We start from the raw sequence: 18683 nt of genomic DNA on the forward strand, positions 1-18683 counted from the left end.
AAGGAGGGAGTTTATGGCATCTGATTTAATTGAACGAAAGTTAACGTTACTTCCGGATCAACCCGGTTGTTACATTATGAAAGATAAAGATGGCAAAATTATTTATATTGGTAAGGCAAAAAACCTAAAGAATCGAGTTCGCTCTTATTTCAAGAGTACTCAGTATGGGAGACGAGCCAAATTAGTGCGAAACATTGCTGATTTTGAGACAATCATTACTTCAAATGACAAAGAAGCATTTTTACTTGAAATCACTTTGATTCAGAAGCATCGGCCTTATTATAACGTTCGTTTAAAGCAAGGACACAGTGGGTATCCTTACATTAAAATTACTAATGAACGTGATCCCCGAATGTTGATTACTAATACCGTTAAAAATGATGGTGGATATTATTTTGGACCATATCCAAACGTCTATGCTGCAGATGAAACCTTGAATTTCTTACAAAAGATGTATCCACTCAGACGTTGTAATGGGTATCAAAAACGAGCTTGTTTGTACTACCACATGGGACAGTGCTTGGGGGCTTGCTTTAAGAAAGTACCTAAGTCAGAGTACGATGCTCAAATCAAGAAAATCAAGTCATTTTTAAACGGTAGTGTGGGACCTGCTAGACAACTACTGACTAAACGAATGAATACGGCATCAAATAACATGGAGTATGAGCGGGCAGCTGAATTGCGCGATCAACTGCATTACATTGATGCGACCGTTGAGAAACAAAAAATCATTTCACATGACAATACCCCACGAGATGTGTTTAATTTTTATGCTGATAAGGGATGGCTTTCTGTACAAGTTTTCTTTATTCGGCAGGCACGTTTAATGAAACGTGAGAAAAAATTGTTTCCGATTATCAGTACCGCCAATGAAGAGATGACTAGCTATATTGTTCAATTTTATAACGATTCTGATCGGATTCCACCCAAAGAAATTTTGGTACCTAACTCAATCGACCATGATGTTCTTTCGAAGATGATCGGAGTGCCAGTTAGAACCCCTCAACGTGGCCAGAAGAAAGCCCTTTTGGACATGGCAGAGCATAATGCGCGATTGGTTTTAAACGAACAGTTTAAGTTAATGGAAATGGATCGTAAAAAGACTACCGGAGCAATGGATGAATTGGGCGACGTTTTAGGAATTGGTCATCTCGGACGAGTCGAAGCTTTTGATCATTCTCATATTTCGGGTGCTGATTTGGTTTCTGCTATGGTAGTATTTGAAGATGGGAAACCGAATAAGAAGAAGTACCGAAAATATAAGTTAAGAACCGTTGATCATGCCGATGAAGCAGCCAGCACGCGCGAAGTGATTAGAAGGCGCTACACACGTTTATTAAAGGAACACGCTGAAATGCCAGATTTGATCCTAATGGACGGAGGCGAGATTCAGATGAATGCCGTTACCGATGTTTTGGAAAATGAACTTAATCTGCACATTCCAGTAGCTGGAATGGTGAAAAATGAGAAACATAAGACGGCTGATTTGCTTTACGGAAGTAATGATCATCACGTTAATTTAAATCCGAAAAGTCAGGCCTTTTATCTAGTCCAAAGGGTTCAAGATGAAGTGCATCGCTTTGCAATTAACTATCATCATCAACTCCATAATAAGAATTCGATGACTTCTAGATTAGATAGTATTAAGGGAGTGGGACCCAAAACTAGAAATAAACTTTTGCGAAAATTTGGTTCCACCAAAAACATTGCGGATGCTAGTATCGAAGACATTCAAGCAGTCGGTATTTCAAAGAAAGTTGCTCAGACGGTAAAATTGACCTTTGAGAACGTTGCACCAGTGGCCAAGATGATGAAAAACTAATATGAAAATGGAGAAATTATGTTTGTAGATCAAGTAAAATTTAAAGTTAAGGCCGGTAAAGGTGGAGACGGAATGGTCGGATTTCGTCGGGAAAAATATGTACCAAATGGTGGACCTTCTGGTGGTGATGGTGGCCATGGTGGTAATGTTGTTTTCAAAGTTGATACTGGAATGTCAACTTTAATGGATTTTAAGTATAAAAAACAATTTAAAGCCAAAAACGGTGGGAATGGTGCTAACAAAAAGATGACGGGTGCAAGTGCACCGGATTTGGTAGTACATGTCCCCGATGGCACCACGATTTATAACTCAGAGACCGGCGAGCCAATTGCGGATTTGACTAAAGCAAACGATGAAGTTGTAGTTGTAAAGGGTGGTCGTGGAGGAAGAGGAAACGTTCACTTTGCCACCCCTAAAAATTCTGCGCCAGAAATTGCTGAAAATGGGGAACCAGGTCAAGAAATGGAGATCGAACTTCAGTTAAGGTTATTAGCTGATGTTGGTTTAGTCGGTTTTCCATCGGCTGGTAAATCCACGTTATTAAGTGCAATTACTTCGTCAAAACCAAAAGTAGCTCAATACCACTTTACGACCATTGTTCCTAATCTGGGGATTGTACGAAATCATGATGGAAGTGACTTTGTGATTGCTGATTTGCCTGGACTGATTGAGGGAGCTTCCAAGGGTGTGGGATTAGGTTTTGAATTTTTAAGACACATTCAAAGAACTCGAGTTATCCTTCATGTTGTTGATATGAGTGGAGTTGAGGGACGTGATCCGTATGATGACTATGAAAAAATCAATCATGAACTGGCTAATTTTGATAAAAGTCTTTTGAAACGTCCCCAAATCATCGTTGCTTCTAAAATGGATATGCCGGATTCGGCTGAAAATCTTAAGTTGTTTAAACGTGAATTAGGTGAACATAATGACCACGTTAATGGCAAAATTATTCCCATTTCTTCCATTACTCATTCAGGGCTTAATGATCTCATTCGAGAAACGAGTAGTGAACTTGATAAGGCACCAAAGTTTCCAATTGTGGGTGCTAACGAGCTTAATGATTCTAGGGAAGTCATTTACCGTCCCGATGAGGATGAAAAGCCGTTTACTTTGACAAAAGATGAAGATGGAACTTGGGTTCTGTCTGGACATCAGATTGAACGAGTAATTCAAATGGCCAATACTGAACATGAACAAGGTGTGTTAAGATTAGCTCGAAAATTACGTGGAATGGGTGTTGATCAAGCACTACGGGATGCCGGCGCTAAGAATGGCGATCTGGTATCAATTTCGGACTTTACCTTTTCATATGTTGAATAATATAAAAGACGATACTTGTGGTATCGTCTTTTATTATCCAAAAATAAGCTCATCATTTTTTAAACGATAACCGAATAGTTTTGGAGTTTCAATTGTTTTACAAAAAAGTGATAGATGATCATCAAGTTCTCTTGTCCGGGTATTAAATTGATTCAAGGTTAGTGACCGTTTGTTTTTGCTTGGTACTAATAAAATTTTATTTTGCGAAAATTCAATGTCAAAAACTGGTAAAATAACCTTATTAATTTCAACGTATATTTTATATGAATTATTTAAATCTTCGGATGAGACGTAAAATTCGTTTAATCTCAAAGTTATCACCTAGATTCAGCTTATTATTGCTAATGTGGTATGCTACAATTGTATAGTAATTCTTCACGAGTGTAAAAATTTGAGTGTCAAAAAGGAACGATAGGATATGCAATTAGAGTTTTTTGGAACTGGTGCGGGAGTTCCTGGTAAGTTTCGAAACGTTTCTAGTGTCGCTTTAAGATTGTTGGATGAGATTAATTCCGTGTGGTTGTTTGATGCGGGGGAAGGTACTCAACAACAAATCTTGCGATCAACGTTAAAACCGCGAAAAATTAATAAGATTTTTATTACCCACCTTCATGGTGATCATATCTATGGTCTTCCGGGATTATTATCAAGTCGTTCGTTTCAAGGCGGAGATGATCCGGTTACCATTTATGGCCCCTTTGGAATCAAAAATTACGTTCAGACTAGTTTGCAAGTGACGCAGACTAAGTTAGGGTATAAAATAAAATACGTAGAGCTGGACCAGCCTGGTAAGATTTTTGACGGTAAAAAGTTTACAGTTTATGCGGAAAAGCTTGATCATCAAGTTCAAAGTTGGGGTTTTCGAATTGTTGAACATGATCATCCGGGTGAACTGCTTGTTGATAAATTGCAGGAGGATAATATTCCGTCTGGTCCACTGTACGGAAAGCTTAAGGAAGGTAAGACGGTTAAACTTAGTGACGGAAGAGTCATTAATGGCAAGGACTACATTGGTAATTCCCAAAAGGGGAGAATTGTTACCATTTTAGGGGATACTAGAAAAGTTGCTACCATCAATAAGTTAGCGCAAAATGCTGACATTTTAGTTCATGAAAGTACGTTTGGGAAGGGCGAAGCAAAATTAGCTCACAATTACTATCATTCTACGAACATCCAGGCTGCTAATACTGCCAGGGATGCCAACGTAAAACGATTATTATTAACGCACATTTCTGCAAGGTATACTGCTAAAATGGCCCATGAGTTACAGAGGCAGGCTCAACAAGTTTTTCCAAATACCAAAGTAGTTAAAGATTTTGATTTTATTGATATTCCCTTTAATAAGGGAGAGGAGAATGTCCAATGAAGAAACAAGTTTCAATGATTTTAAGCATGGTCTTGATTGTGATTGTCGCTATTTTTGTTTTGTTAAATATGGGAAGTGCGGAGATTAACTTTGGTTTTACGACGGTTAAAATGCCGTTAATCTTAGTCTTATTATTGACATTACTAATTGGGGCTTTAATCATGTTTTTATTATCAATGATCAGTTCATTTAAAAATGGTTCCAAACGGAAAAAAGAAAATCGTGATTCACAGAAAACCATTGATGGATTAAAGGGACAAATTAATGATTTAAATAAACAAATTGATTCTCTAAAGATGCAGTTAAAGAATTCAATTAGTAAACAAAAGGTTAATCAAGATAATCGAAACGTTGAAGATGTAATTAATAAACAGCAAAAGGACAACGAAAAATAGTGAAAAGAGGATCCATATTTGCTTTCTTCAAAGTATAATTGGGAACTAAAACAAAATAATCTTAACCAAGATGCTGTTAATCAACTAGCTAATGATTTGGGACTTGAACCGTTAGTTGTTAGCTTACTGTTTGAACGTGGTTATGATAATATCGATAAGATTCAACATTACTTAAACCCGGATACTAGTGACTTAAACGATCCCTTTTTAATGCATGATATGCAAAAAGCGGTTGATCGGATTGAGTTGGCAGTTGAAAACGGTGAACAAATTACTGTTTATGGGGATTATGATGCTGACGGGCTTACTAGTACCGCCATTTTATATGAAACGTTAGTTGAGATGGGGGCAGAGGTTCATTATTATATTCCTAATCGGTTTAAAGATGGATACGGTCCAAATGTGAAGGCCTTTCAAAAAATTATTGATAGTGGAACTTCGTTAATTGTTACTGTTGATAATGGAGTTGCTGGCTTTGATGCAATTGAGGCAGCTAATAAATTAAGTTGTGATGTGATTATTACCGATCATCACGAATTACCAGAGAAGTTGCCAAACGCCTATGCAATCGTTCACGCTCAGTTGGGCGATCCTAAATATCCGTTTCAGTATCTTTCTGGAGCTGGAGTAGCTTTTAAGTTGGCGACGGCATTAATGGATGAAATTCCTCAAGATAAACTAGATTTAGCCGCAATCGGGACGGTTGCTGACTTAGTATCGTTAACCGGAGAGAATCGGGCACTCGTTCAGTTTGGATTAAATGTCATTCATTTGACGGTTCGACCTGGATTAAAAGCCCTTATTAAACGATCTGGGATTGATTTGGAAAAAGTTGATGAACAGGACATTGGGTTTAACATTGCTCCTAGATTGAATGCACTTGGACGGATGGGTGACGCCAATATGGGAGTTGATTTGCTTACTACGGTTGACGACGATCAAGCTAATGAACTAGCTAAGAAGACTGAGCAAAAAAATGATCAGAGGAAGTTACTGGTTAGTTCAATTACGGACGAGGCAATCGCTCAAGCTGATTCACCTGAGAATAAGAAGAGAGAAACCCTTTTAATTGTGGGAAAGGATTGGCATACTGGGGTTTTAGGTATTGCAGCTAGTCGAGTTAAAGATAAATTTCATAAGCCGACGGTTGTTGTCAGTGTTGATGACCAAAATAAGATTGCCAAGGGATCCGGAAGAAGTGTCAAAGGATTTGATCTTTTTAAAGCCTTAGATAGTGAACGCGATCTGATGGATGCATTTGGTGGACATGCGATGGCAGTTGGATTAACGGTTCCAGCTGATAATTTAAAAACACTAGCTGAGCGGTTTGAACGGTCAGCAGCAAAACAGCAGGTTGATTTATCACAAAAGCCAACTTTAAAAATTGATTTTAAAGTTACTCCAGATGAAATTGATCAAAAGTTATTTCAACAAATTCAAACTTTGAGTCCATTTGGGACTGATAATGAATGCCCCCGATTTGATGTTGATCCGATTGCTTTAACTAATGTTCAGGCAATTGGGAAAGCCCATGATCACCTTAAATTTCAAGCTGTTGGCAATCATTCACGGATTTCTGCAATTGACTTTGGGATGGGTGATGTTGCTACTAAAGTTTCTAAATTGTCAGCTAATATTAACGTAGCAGCGACCTTGAATGAAAATGAGTGGAAAGGTCGTACTAATCTTCAGTTGATGGTTGATGATCTTAAAGTTGACGGAACCGTTGTTATTGACAAACGGACCACTACCTTAACTAAGTCAATGTTTGTAAATGAGGGAACGTATATTTTCTTTCATCGTAACTTGTATCAACAATTAAAATCATATGTTGGTAAAAATTCTAAAGCTATGCTTGCTTCGGGTGTTAAAAAAGATATTACGAATGGGGTAGTTTATCTTGTTGATTGTCCTGAAACACTTGGTGAATTAAAAAGCGTTGTTAATCATTTCCAAAATCCTGAAATTATATTGTATTTATATAAAAAGAATCATATTTTAAATTTAGGGATGCCAGAACGTTCACAGTATGCTAAACTATTTAAGTTCGTTGAAACTAATAAAAATGTGCAAATTTCAAAGAATGTTGGTGAGGTTGCAAACCATTTGCAGGTTCCAACCAATATTCTGGTTTTCATGTTGCAGGTATTTAATGAACTGGGATTTATCACCATTCGGGATGGAATTTTGAATGGTATCAGTAATCCAAACAAGCAAAGCTTGTCAACTTCTCCCACGTACCAATTGCGAGAAGAGCAATTAAAGGTGGAAGATGCTCTTTTTAACGTTTCCCCAAGTGATTTGGTGAAAATAATTAATAAGATTGGGAACTGATAATAAGAAAGGAAGTATTTTTTATGGTCCTTAATTTAAAGGATTATGTAGCAAGTTATCCTAATTTTCCAGAGCCAGGTGTAACTTTTCGAGATATTTCTCCATTACTAGAAAGTGGCGAAGCATATCGTCAAGCTACTGACGAAATTGTCAACTATGCCAAGGGTAAGAACATTGATATGATTGTTGGTCCCGAAGCGCGTGGCTTTATTGTTGGATGTCCCGTTGCATATGAACTTGGAATTGGATTTGCTCCTGCAAGAAAAAAAGGGAAGTTACCTGGTAAAACTGTCAAAGCTACATATGGTTTGGAATACGGTCAGTCATCACTTTATTTGCATGATGATGCGATTAAACCTGGTCAGAGAGTTCTTGTGACTGATGATTTGCTAGCTACAGGTGGTACCATTGAAGCTACCATTGAGTTAGTCAAAGATCTTGGTGGAGTAGTAGTTGGAACGGCTTTTATTGTCGAATTAATGGACTTAAAGGGTCGCGATAAGATTAAAGACTATGATATTCTCAGTCTGATTAAATATGATTAAGTTTTAAATTAAAAACACTTCTCAAGTTGATTATCGGTTCTTTTATGATTATACTTAAGTGGTGTTAATTTTGGCGAGTTGGCAGAGTGGTAATGCACCGGACTCGAAATCCGGCGAACCGGTTTATAGCCGGCGCGCAGGTTCAAATCCTGTACTCGCCTTTATAAGTAGTATTACAAAACAAAAAGACTACCAAAATTACAAGTTTTGATAGTCTTTTTGTGTTATTGAGCTTTTATAATTCAGATTGCATCCGAATTGCTTTTCCAATGATTTTGCCTGGATTATCTTTATTCAAGATAATCGGTGGGTACTCCTTATTATCAGGAACTAAGACGGTTTGGTCTTTTTGAGTACTAATCCTTTTAAGAGTAGCTTCGTCGTTATCGTTTAATAGGACAGCGGCAATTTCACCATTCTCCACCTCTGGTTGATAATGGATTAAAACGTACGATCCGTTTTGAATGGTAGGAGCCATTGAGTCTCCGTCACATTTTAACCAGAAATTCTCACCACTTGGCAGTCCTTCTTTTAAAGTTGGAAAGTACGCGGTAACGTTCTGTTCAGCAAAGATTGGTTTTCCGCAAGCAATGCTGCCAATGAGAGGAAGATCAATTGTCTCATTAGTTTTTGATTTAGCACTTGTACTATCATTGTGATAGTTAAGTTGATTAGTATTTCCTAATAGGTAATCGATCGACACGCCAAGTACTTTGGCGACTTTTCCAAGGCTTTTTGTACTAGGAGTTTTCTTGTTCCAAGTATAAATATTGTTAATCCCAATCCCAGCCTTCTGGGCCACTAACTGAAGTGACCATCCACGCATTCTTGAAAGTCTCTTTATTCGTTCAATTGTTGTCAAAATTGTTTCTCCTTTTCTGAAATTGGTGGTTAAAAAAGTTATTTCAAATAATAGAGAAAATCATTGACATTTTATTTTATATGATTGATAATTAATTTAGTTAAGTAATTGATCAGTCAGTCCAGAATAATATCAATGGTTAAAAGTATCTAAACTAGTTCCCACGAAGAAAATAGTTTAAATACAGTCCATTATTTTCATCATATTTACATTTTATTCCAAAGGATAGACATAGTCAATAACTTAATTAATAAATTGTGAAAGGAGGGATCAATAATGGCTAACGTTGAATTGGAACGTAATGCTCAAAGAGTATTTAAAAAGATCAAAGTTGCTTTAATTAACAAGGACTTGACTCAAGTTGATATGTCAAAAATTGTTGATGTCTCACCAGTTGAATTAAATCGGGCAATTCATGGTGAGATGAGTCCTAAATCTCAAAGAATTAGGAAGCAAATTTTTAAGTACCTAGATATCAAAGTTTCGTAATCTTCATTTGTTATCTATGTGATAAAAGAGCAGTAAGATAAACTAAATGTATTAATACTACTTGTTTTCACGTTTGTAATTAGTATTAGTATGTGTAGTGATCGTAAGATTTAATAAGGCCTAGATCAGTTGCAGTAGTTGATCTAGGTCTTTGTCGTGTAATAATTAGTTTATTTAGTCTCATCAACTGACAATTCTTTTACTAATTGGTCAATCTGATTGCGGACGTTTCTAAAAGTTTCAATTACTTCTGATTTGGATCCCTTAAATTGTGCAGGATCTTTAAGTGGCCAGTGAATTTTTGCAACTGATTGTGGGGTAACTGGACACTTATCTTTAGCGTCTCCGCAAAGCGTAACGATTAAATCACACTTAACTAAATAACTTTTATCAATTAGCTTGGATGTGTTTTGAGAAATATCAATTCCACGTTCTTTCATCACCTTAACCGCAACTGGATTTAAACCATGAGTTTTTACTCCCGCACTTTTTATTTGCCAGTTTTGCGGGAAATATTTTTTTGGCAAATCCTTCCGCCATTTGGCTTCGGCACGAGTTTCCCGTACACAAAAAATAAATTTTTTTCATTTTAATTCATCCCTTAATAATTTATACGTCATGATACCAAAAGATGATGACTATGGATACTATTAGTAACTTATCTTATCGGTTATTAATTGCTTGACTTATGGGTAGTTCAATCAAATTGTGTGCAAATAATTTATTAAATATTGAACATTTTGTAGTCTCATTAGGTAATTGCGTGGTACTATAAAAATGTTCATAGAGAACGACAATTTAAAAATTGAAGGAGGAAGCAGATATGAAAGTAGCTGTAATTGGATCATCTCATGGTGGATTCGAAGCTGTCAGAGGAGTTTTAAAAGATTTTCCTGATGCTGACATCGAATGGTACGAAAAGGGAGACTTTGTATCTTTTCTATCTTGTGGAATTGAATTATATCTTCAAAACGTCGTAAAAGATGTTAACTCTGTAAGTTATGCAACTCCAGAAGGCATGGAAAAATTAGGTGTAAATGTCCACATTAATACTGAAATCACTGATATTGATCCTGAGGCTCACACGCTAACCGCTTTAAACGTTAACGATGGTAAAGAGAGCACTGAAAAATATGATAAATTAATTTTAAGTGTTGGTGCTAATCCATTCCAACTTCCAGTTCCAGGGAAGGAATTAGGTAATATCTACGCAATGCGTGGACGTGATTGGGCCATTAAATTGAAGGAAGCTGAAGTTACTCCAGGTATCAACAACGTCACGGTTGTTGGTTGTGGATACATTGGGATTGAAGCAGCTGAATCATTCGCTAAAGCTGGCAAGCACGTTACCTTAGTTGATACTGGTAAAACCATTCTTCCTACTTACTTGGATCCAGAGTTTACTAAAATTCTTGAAGCTGAGCTTAAAAAGAACGGCGTAAAATTGTCATTGAACCAAAGTGTTAAAGAATACGTTGGTGATGATGATGAAAACGTTTCTTCAGTTATTTCAACTAATGGTGACCAATGGGATGCTGATCTAGTGATTGAAACTGCCGGAATTCGTCCTGCTACCGATTGGCTTAAAGGTAAAGTTGATCTTGACGAAAAGGGCATGATTAAGACCGATGAATATCAAAGAACCAATCAACCTGATATTTTTGCCGTTGGTGATTCTACCGAGGTTACTTTCGCACCCACTGGCAAGAAGCAAATCATTGCTTTAGCTTCTAACGCTAGACGTCAAGGTCGCTCAGCTGCCATGAACCTGAACGATGAGAAGCGTAAGACTACTGAAGTTTCTGGTTCATCAGCACTTCATGTTTTTGATTACAAGTTTGCCTCAACTGGATTTAAGGACGTTACTGCTGAAAAAGCTGGCGTTGACGTTGAATCCGTCTTTGTTGTTGACACTGCGGTTCCTCCGTTTGTTCATGATGATAAGTTGAATGCAGAAGTCTACTTCAAGTTAACTTTTGATCCAAAGACTCGTGAAGTTGAGGGTGCTCAAATCATGTCTAAACGAGATGTAACTGCTAATATCAATACCATTTCATTAGCAATTCAACAACACATGACTGTTGATGACTTGGCATATGCTGACTTCTTCTTCCAACCAGGTTTTGACCGTCCATGGAATATCATGAACGTCGCAGCTCAAAAAGCACAAGATAAGTTAGATCACAAATAAAACCAAAGGGTCCGTTGACTTAATCAACAGACCCTTTTTATTACATACTTTTTGCTACTAGAATATCACCATTTGACAATTTGAACGTTTTATCAAAACCATTTAGATAAATGGTAGTACCTCGTTCTGGAAAATCTTCACTGGTCTTAGGAAGAAATTCAATTTCAAGTGAATGGCCATCTGGAGCCAGATTATCTAAGGTAGTTAATTTCATGACGTACTGATTGTCATCGTTAACTTTAATGGTTTTAGTATCTGAATTTCCAGGTGCTGGAAATGTTAAAGTAATCCGTTTCATATCATCCCTTCTTTCGTAGTTATTATACTACCAATTAATTTTTGGTATTGGTACGAATCTAGTAGTAAGAGAAGTGCTAACATATAAAATAAATCTTAAAGAAAATGGTGAAGCGATAATGAAATTTTATACTTCTGATAATGTGGAATTAGACTATGATGATGAGGGAAATAAAAGCAATCAACCCGTGATGATTCTTACCGGAATTGGGGGCTATAAAGAGATTTGGACCCTTACTGTCCAAAAATTAGTCGAAAGCGGTTTCAGGGTTATTAACGTGGATGCTAGAAATCAGGGGATGTCTGAGCGTACTAGTAAGGATGAACGGATGTCGCGCCATGCGATGGATTTATATGAGATTCAGAAGGAACTAAAATTAAAGGAACCAATCTTGCTTGGGAATTCAATGGGAGCAGCAACCATGTTTGCGTACGTTTCTTTGTTTACTGACAAGGGAATTAAGGCCATTGTAGACGTTGATCAGAGCCCTAAGATGATTGCGGATCGATCATGGCCATACGGATTTAAGGCTTTAGACTGGAGTGATTTTCCTGAATTTTTGAAGCAGCCATTTGGACGTTCGACTTATAGTAAAATTAATGATCTTTTATATAGTAAGATTCAATCGTTAAAACAGGAGTATCCATATGACGCCGACTTAAACTATTCGTTGTTAGTGGATCATGCTTTTCAAGATTGGCGTGACATTTTGAGTGATTTAAAGGTTCCATTGATGATTATAGCGGGAAGAAAATCACCATTTTTTGATTATCACTTTGCAAAAGTTGCAGCTGGGATGGCTCATAATGGTCATTATCAGATTGTTGAAGATGCGGGGCATATTATTATGGCTGAACAGCCAGATGTGTTTAACGATATTTTGTTGAAGTTTGTGAAAAGAATATAATAAATCACAATGGTAAGAAATATCATCGTGTGAATTATTAGACTTAACCTTTTAATAGCGGTCTCACTTTAATGAGGTCGTTTTTTATTTGGGTTTGTTAAAGAGTGTTAACTTGGTTGACTTTACGCACTTTGGTTAATATAATCACAATGTAAGCGGATATGAGCAATCGTGTCTGCGTGAAAATAAAAACAATTGGAGGGGTTTACGTGGCTGATAATATTTATTCCATTCATGAAAAGCACACGGGAATGCTAGAAATGGAATCAGAATTTCCTGTAAAAAACCGTGAAGAACTTAGTGAGGCTTACACACCTGGTGTTGCTAAGATTTCCAAGGCCATTGAAAAAGACCCTAGTTTAAAGGACAAGTACACAATGAGTGGAAAGTTGCTTGCTGTTGTTACTGATGGTTCAGCAGTTCTAGGATTAGGTAACATCGGACCAGCTGCAGGGCTTCCGGTTGTTGAAGGGAAGGCTTTGTTATATAAAGACTTGGCCAATGTTAATGCGTTACCAGTTGCCATTGATCAGGAAGATGCCAAGAAAATGGCCACTCACATTAAAAGTATTCAAGATACCTTTGCTGGGATCCATTTGGAGGACATTGCGGCACCAAAATGCTTTGAGTTAGAGGATATCTTGAGTAAAACATTAGATATTCCGGTCTATCATGACGACCAAGAGGGAACTGCTATTGTAGTTTTGGCCGGATTAATCAACGCTAGTAAAGTAGTTGGTAAAGAGTTGAAAGATTTAAAGATCGTCGTCAATGGGGTTGGAGCATCTGGTGTCGCTACTGCCTCGTTGCTGGAGCACGTTGGCATTAAAAATATTACTTTGGTTGATATCGATGGCGTGGTTAAGCCAGATAGTGAGAACTATAATTCATATCAAACTGGACTTGCCCAATCCTTGAACGGAAAAGAAGGACAAACTCTGGATGATGTAATTGATGATCAGGATGTTTTTATCGGTCTGTCAGATGCTAATGTTTTAAGTACTAGTCAAGTTAAAAGAATGGCAAAGGATCCGATTGTCTTTGCGCTTGCTAATCCAGTTCCGGAAATTCTTCCACAAGACGCTAAAGCTGGTGGTGCTAAAGTGATTGCGACTGGATCTAGTAAGTATCCAAATCAAGTTAATAATATTTTGGTTTTCCCAGGTCTGTTCAAAGGACTTTTAAAGAGTGGAATTAAAAAGGTTACATACCAAATTGAGGAAGTCGTTGCTGACGCGTTAGCCAGCATGATTCCTGATCCTACTCCAGATAAAATTGTCCCTGGGGTTTTTGATGAAAATGTTGTTAAAACGGTCACAAATTCAATTATAAAATATGGTGAAAAAGGATAAGAGGTACAATTATGGCAATATTTATTACATCAATCCAGAGTGTGCTAGCGATTGTAATTATGATTGCAGTTGGTTATGTAACACAAGGACTTGGATGGTTTAAAGAATCATTTTCCGGTTCAATCTCAAAGATTATTATGAAAGTTGCTTTACCATGTTCTATTTTTGTGGCAATGCTTAAATATTTTCATCCAGAACAACTAGCTAATTTGTCAACTGGATTAATCTATGTTGTGCTTGCTATCCTTTTAGGCTACGTTATTTCATGGATTGAAGTTAAGTTATTTAGAGTTAAAAAGGGTCGAAGAGGACTGATGATGACCGGTATTAACGGTGCTAATACCGTTTTTATTGGAATGCCCTTAAACGTTGCTTTATTTGGTGAGATATCAGTCCCTTATTTACTTGTTTACTATATTGTAAATACGATCATTATTTGGACTTTAGGTGTTTGGGTAATTGCTGCAGACGATCCAACCGCTAAAGATGGTTCCAAAGCTAAATTTGATTGGCACCATTTGATTCCGGCTCCATTATGGGGATTCATTGTTGCCATTCCATTTTTGTATATTCCATGGCTTCAGGAACATTTATTGGTTAATTTTGTCCAAACAACCTTAACTGATTTGGGGGCACTGGTTACTCCACTTGCATTAATCTATATTGGAATTATGTTGAGATCATTTGGTCTTAGAAACATGCATTTTGATAAAGATGTCATTTTGACTTTAGCAGGCCGTTTCGTGATTTCACCATTAGTCATGGCTGCAATTATTTTTGTTGGGTTCAAACTCGGAGCATCAATGGTTCCAACCTTCTCCAAGACTTTGATTGTTCAAGCTGCTACGCCTTCACTTGCAGTTCTGCCAATTTTGGCACAAACTTATCATGGTGACGTTAAGTTTGCTACAAACGTGGTTGTATCTACGTCAGTTCTCTTTATCATCGTAATTCCGATTATTATGTTAATCATGGGTTAGTAGAAACGGGAGATTATTGAGGATATGAATATTGAGACTAGAGAAATTAATTTAGAGGTTCCTGACCAATTTAATCAGTGGAGAGATTTTTTGAAATCACTTGGCATCGCCAATTTTTCTGGTGATGAGGTTGATCCCTTAGATTATACCGTTGGACTTTTTGATGGGAATAAATTAGTTGGTACTGGTTCATATTCTGGAAACATTTTGAAGTACATTGGTGTTTGTCATAAGTACACTGAAAATGGGGTTTATTTTAACAAGGTAATTTCGAATCTTTTAACAAGTTTGGGACAACGTGGAGTCTTTCATGTCTTTGTCTTTACAAAGCCAATGTATGCGGAAAGTTTCGAACACGTTGGGTTTAAGGAACTCGTTCAAAGTGATGATGCGGCCTTTTTAGAGACCGGTGATTATAGTATTACTGATTATCTTAAAAGTCTGCCTAAAGTTAATAAAGCTGATAATAATGCCGGGATTGTCATGAATGCTAATCCTTTTACCGATGGTCATAGATATTTGGTTGAAAAAGCGTCAGAAGTTAGTGATAACGTTTACGTATTTGTTGTAAGTACTGATAAATCACTGTTTACGTCACAAGAACGATTAAAACTTGTTCAAGAGGGCGTTTCTGACTTAAAGAATGTGATGGTTGTTCCGGGTGGCGATTACTTAGTAAGTTATGCCACTTTTCCTTCGTATTTTTTGGGGGCGCAAGCAGACAAGGTGCGGTATCAGACAACCATTGATGCATTAATCTTTAAAGATTGGATTGCCAAAGATCTTGGCATTAACGTTCGGTTTCTTGGAACGGAGCCAAATTCCAAAACGACCTCAATCTATAATCAAATTTTAGAAAAGGTTCTCCCGCCTGAAGTCAAAGTTAAAGTTATTAAACGAGATCAGGATGAAGCCGGAAAAGTGATTTCGGCCCGAACGGTTCGGATGGCCATTAAGAATGGTGAGTTAACATCAATTAAAGGGATTGTCCCAAAAACAACTTACGAGTTTATTACCAAACATATGGATTCGTTACAGGAAAGAATTAAGAAGGGAATGAAGATCAATGGGAATTAATAAAACGGCAATGGATGGAACGCTGGAATCTTCTGACATTCAGATCACAGTCAGTAAGGGTACTAACGGAATCCAAATTAATCTTGAATCTGATGTTAAGAAACGGTTTGGTGATGATATTATTGCTACCATTAAGGAAGTTGTTAACAAATTTGAATTAGATAATGTCAATATTAAGGCAGTTGACCAGGGAGCTTTAGATTGCGTAATTAAAGCTCGAACGATTACCGCAATTCAACGGGCCATGGGCGACAGCGAACAACCAGCATGGGAGGCACTATAATGGCTGAAAATGGTGAACGACTCAGAAGAACGATGATGTTTGTTCCAGGTAACAATCCCGGGATGATCAAAGATGCTGGGATCTATGGCGCCGATTCAATCATGTTTGATCTTGAAGACTCAGTTTCGTTAGCGGAAAAAGATTCTGCAAGAAACTTAGTTTATGAGGCTTTAAAAACGGTTGATTATGGTGATGCAGAATTAGTTGTTAGAACTAATGGACTCGACACTGACTTCTTTGAAGCTGACGTCAAAATGATGGTTAAGGCTGGCATCGATGTTATTAGAATTCCTAAAACTGAAAGTGCGGCAATGGTTGAAGAGATGGAGAGTCTAGTTGTTGACGCTGAAAAGGAGTTCAACATTCCAGTTGGAACCACTCATTTAATGGCCGCAATTGAGAGCGCTGAAGGTGTCATGAATGTACTTGAGATTGCTAAAGCCTCTGATCGCATGATTGGGATTGCTTTATCGGCGGAAGATTACACAACGGATTTAAAAACACACCGTTATCCAAATGGCTTGGAACTACAGTTTGCCAGAAATATGATTTTAAATGCTGCTAGAGCAGCTGGTATCGCCGCTTTTGATACGGTTTACACCGATGTTGATAATGTGAAGGGATTCTTGGCAGAAACCGAGTATATTCATGAGTTGGGTTACGACGGAAAATCAGTTATTAATCCACGCCAAATTCCTTTGGTAAACCAAGTTTATGCCCCAAGTGAAGATGAAATTAAGAATGCTGAAAATGTACTTGCTGCGATTGAAAAAGCAAGAAAAGCTGGCTCAGGAGTTATCTCAATGAACGGACAGATGGTTGATAGACCAGTTGCACTTAGAGCTGAGAGAGTTATGAAACTAGCTAAAGCTTCTGGCTTGATTGATAAGGAGGGTCATTACATTGGAAAATAAATTAGGTCGTAATTTACCCGATAAATTAATGAATGAACTGCACTTTAAACCATTTGAAACTACTAAGATTGGTAACCCGGTCTTTCAAAGAACGGCTCCTAAAGTCCAAGTTCAAGATGGACATGATAAATTAAAGGATGATTTAAAGCAGGTTGTTAAAGATAACGTGAGGGATGGGATGACCATCTCATTTCATCACCATTTACGTAATGGTGATTACATCTTTAATCTTGTGATGAAGGCGATCATGGACCTTGGAATTAAAGATCTAACTTTAGCACCTTCTTCACTGACCGGCGTAATGAATGATATGGCAATTAAAGCCATCAAGAATGGAACCGTTACTAACATCACCACATCCGGAATGCGTGGTTCCTTGGGTGACGAAGTTTCTCATGGAATTCTTAAAAATCCAGTGATTTTCAGATCCCATGGAGGCCGTGCTCGTGCCATTGAAAACGGTGATATCAAAATCGATGTTGCCTTTTTAGGGGTTCCTAATTCTGACTGTTGTGGTAATGCTAACGGGATGGAAGGTCCAGCCGCATTTGGTTCACTAGGGTATGCGTTAATGGACGCAGCTTATGCTAATAAAGTGGTTTTATTAACTGATAATGTGGTGGACTATCCCAACACCCCTGCCTCAATTCGACAAACACAAGTCGATTATGTCGTTAAGGTGGATAAAGTTGGTGATCCTAATAAAATTGGCTCTGGCGCTACTCGGTTCACTAAGGATCCAAAAGATTTGACCATCGCTAGAGCGGTCAATCAAGTGATTGTTAATTCACCGTACTTTAAAGATGGCTTCTCATTTCAGACTGGTTCTGGTGGAGCTGCCCTTGCCGTTACTCGTTACTTAAGACAAGCAATGCTTGATAATCATCTTCATGCCTCGTTTGGTTTGGGTGGAATTACTAAACCAATGGTTGATTTGCTTGAAGAGGGATTAGTTGATAAGTTAATGGATGTTCAAGACTTTGATAAAGCCGCTGCTGATTCAATGAAGAACAACAAAAACCAACAGGAAATTGATGCGTCATGGTATGCTGATCCTGATAATAAAGGATCAATGGTCGCTCAGTTAGACATTGCGGTTTTAAGTGCCTTGGAAATTGATACTGATTTTAACGTTAACGTGTTAACTGGTTCTGATGGCGTAATTAGAGGAGCGGTTGGTGGACATCAGGATGCTGCTACATCTAAGATGACAATCATCTGTGCTCCACTGGTACGAGGTCGCATTCCAACGGTGGTAGATCATATTAGTACAGCTGTTACTCCAGGGCAATCGATTGATGTCTTAGTAACCGAGTTTGGAATCGCCGTTAATCCTAATCGTCCAGACCTGATTAAGCAATTTAAGGATGTTCCGAGTTTGCATGTTTACAGCATCCAAGAATTAGCCGAAAAAGCTGAAAAGATCGTTGGCAAAGAAGAACCACTGAAGTATACTGATAAGACGGTTGGATTGGTTGAGTATCGGGACGGAACGATCATTGATTCAATTCGACAAGTAAAAGATTAATTTTAAAGACGGTGCTA

At 37.6% G+C, this 18683-nt stretch carries 18 protein-coding genes, 1 tRNA gene and 1 pseudogene; 16 read left to right on the forward strand and 4 right to left on the reverse strand.

The annotated features are described in order from the left end of the window. Positions 1 to 13: 13 nt before the first annotated feature. Together uvrC and obgE are read left to right on the forward strand one after the other, a co-directional pair. Positions 14 to 1822: an excinuclease ABC subunit UvrC gene (gene uvrC, locus AC6UD1_RS00420; protein WP_500707057.1), complete on the forward strand. Its 1809-nt coding sequence runs from the start codon at positions 14 to 16 to the stop codon at positions 1820 to 1822. Positions 1823 to 1840: 18 nt separating this feature from the next. Next, positions 1841 to 3145, forward strand: a complete 1305-nt coding sequence (gene obgE / locus AC6UD1_RS00425) for a GTPase ObgE (RefSeq protein ID WP_500706392.1) — start codon at positions 1841 to 1843, stop codon at positions 3143 to 3145. Between the two features lie 33 nt (positions 3146 to 3178). On the opposite strand, the gene AC6UD1_RS00430 is transcribed toward obgE, so the two are convergent. Then, positions 3179 to 3457 carry a hypothetical protein gene (locus AC6UD1_RS00430; protein ID WP_500693884.1) on the reverse strand — a complete coding sequence of 93 codons (279 nt, stop codon included), beginning with the start codon at positions 3455 to 3457 and terminating at the stop codon, positions 3179 to 3181. 106 nt (positions 3458 to 3563) lie between these two features. Here AC6UD1_RS00430 and rnz point away from each other — a divergent pair, with 106 nt between their 5' ends. The 5 genes from rnz to AC6UD1_RS00455 all read left to right on the forward strand — a co-directional run bounded on the left by rnz (position 3564) and on the right by AC6UD1_RS00455 (position 7946). Beyond that, positions 3564 to 4511, forward strand: a complete 948-nt coding sequence (rnz, locus tag AC6UD1_RS00435) for a ribonuclease Z (RefSeq protein WP_500706393.1) — start codon at positions 3564 to 3566, stop codon at positions 4509 to 4511. Beyond that, entirely contained in the window at positions 4508 to 4906 is a 399-nt protein-coding gene (locus AC6UD1_RS00440) for a LapA family protein (protein WP_500693882.1), read from the forward strand. The genes rnz and AC6UD1_RS00440 overlap by 4 nt, the downstream gene beginning before the upstream one ends. An 18-nt stretch (positions 4907 to 4924) precedes the next feature. Next, complete coding sequence (gene recJ, locus AC6UD1_RS00445) at positions 4925 to 7240, forward strand: single-stranded-DNA-specific exonuclease RecJ (RefSeq protein ID WP_500707058.1); 2316 nt, start codon at positions 4925 to 4927, stop codon at positions 7238 to 7240. 23 nt (positions 7241 to 7263) lie between these two features. Beyond that, entirely contained in the window at positions 7264 to 7785 is a 522-nt protein-coding gene (locus tag AC6UD1_RS00450) for an adenine phosphoribosyltransferase (protein WP_500695562.1), read from the forward strand. A gap of 72 nt (positions 7786 to 7857) precedes the next feature. After that, a tRNA-Ser gene (locus AC6UD1_RS00455) sits at positions 7858 to 7946 on the forward strand. Between the two features lie 74 nt (positions 7947 to 8020). On the opposite strand, the gene AC6UD1_RS00460 is transcribed toward AC6UD1_RS00455, so the two are convergent. Further along, positions 8021 to 8647 carry a helix-turn-helix domain-containing protein gene (locus tag AC6UD1_RS00460; RefSeq protein WP_500695563.1) on the reverse strand — a complete coding sequence of 209 codons (627 nt, stop codon included), beginning with the start codon at positions 8645 to 8647 and terminating at the stop codon, positions 8021 to 8023. Positions 8648 to 8923: 276 nt separating this feature from the next. On the opposite strand from AC6UD1_RS00460, the gene AC6UD1_RS00465 reads away from it, so the two are divergent. After that, positions 8924 to 9136, forward strand: a complete 213-nt coding sequence (locus tag AC6UD1_RS00465; protein WP_500693872.1) for a helix-turn-helix domain-containing protein — start codon at positions 8924 to 8926, stop codon at positions 9134 to 9136. Positions 9137 to 9306: 170 nt separating this feature from the next. On the opposite strand, the pseudogene arsC reads toward AC6UD1_RS00465, so the two are convergent. Next, positions 9307 to 9724, reverse strand: a pseudogene (gene arsC, locus AC6UD1_RS00470) (arsenate reductase (thioredoxin)). A gap of 235 nt (positions 9725 to 9959) precedes the next feature. Here arsC and AC6UD1_RS00475 point away from each other — a divergent pair. Continuing rightward, complete coding sequence (locus AC6UD1_RS00475; protein ID WP_500693871.1) at positions 9960 to 11327, forward strand: FAD-dependent oxidoreductase; 1368 nt, start codon at positions 9960 to 9962, stop codon at positions 11325 to 11327. A 40-nt stretch (positions 11328 to 11367) separates the two neighbouring features. On the opposite strand, the gene AC6UD1_RS00480 is transcribed toward AC6UD1_RS00475, so the two are convergent. Continuing rightward, positions 11368 to 11625: a hypothetical protein gene (locus AC6UD1_RS00480; protein WP_500693870.1), complete on the reverse strand. Its 258-nt coding sequence runs from the start codon at positions 11623 to 11625 to the stop codon at positions 11368 to 11370. Between the two features lie 118 nt (positions 11626 to 11743). On the opposite strand from AC6UD1_RS00480, the gene AC6UD1_RS00485 reads away from it, so the two are divergent. The 7 genes from AC6UD1_RS00485 to citF all read left to right on the forward strand — a co-directional run bounded on the left by AC6UD1_RS00485 (position 11744) and on the right by citF (position 18666). Then, complete coding sequence (locus AC6UD1_RS00485; RefSeq protein WP_500707059.1) at positions 11744 to 12532, forward strand: alpha/beta fold hydrolase; 789 nt, start codon at positions 11744 to 11746, stop codon at positions 12530 to 12532. A 161-nt stretch (positions 12533 to 12693) separates the two neighbouring features. After that, the gene (locus AC6UD1_RS00490; protein WP_500695567.1) at positions 12694 to 13884 is read left to right on the forward strand and encodes an NAD(P)-dependent malic enzyme; all 1191 of its coding nucleotides are present in this window, start codon (positions 12694 to 12696) and stop codon (positions 13882 to 13884) included. Between the two features lie 11 nt (positions 13885 to 13895). After that, positions 13896 to 14864: an AEC family transporter gene (locus tag AC6UD1_RS00495; protein ID WP_500693867.1), complete on the forward strand. Its 969-nt coding sequence runs from the start codon at positions 13896 to 13898 to the stop codon at positions 14862 to 14864. Between the two features lie 24 nt (positions 14865 to 14888). Further along, complete coding sequence (gene citC, locus AC6UD1_RS00500; RefSeq protein WP_500693866.1) at positions 14889 to 15941, forward strand: [citrate (pro-3S)-lyase] ligase; 1053 nt, start codon at positions 14889 to 14891, stop codon at positions 15939 to 15941. Further along, positions 15931 to 16224 (forward strand): citrate lyase acyl carrier protein, encoded by a 294-nt coding sequence (gene citD / locus AC6UD1_RS00505; RefSeq protein WP_500693865.1) that lies wholly within the window; start codon positions 15931 to 15933, stop codon positions 16222 to 16224. Before citC ends, citD begins: the two co-directional genes overlap by 11 nt. Continuing rightward, a complete protein-coding gene (gene citE / locus AC6UD1_RS00510; RefSeq protein ID WP_500699429.1) occupies positions 16224 to 17138 on the forward strand; it encodes a citrate (pro-3S)-lyase subunit beta in 915 nt (304 codons plus the stop codon). The genes citD and citE overlap by 1 nt, the downstream gene beginning before the upstream one ends. A 28-nt stretch (positions 17139 to 17166) precedes the next feature. Beyond that, complete coding sequence (gene citF / locus AC6UD1_RS00515) at positions 17167 to 18666, forward strand: citrate lyase subunit alpha (protein ID WP_500707165.1); 1500 nt, start codon at positions 17167 to 17169, stop codon at positions 18664 to 18666. The last annotated feature ends 17 nt before the right edge of the window (positions 18667 to 18683 follow it).

Source organism: Fructilactobacillus sp. X8R1C1 (genome assembly GCF_059900945.1).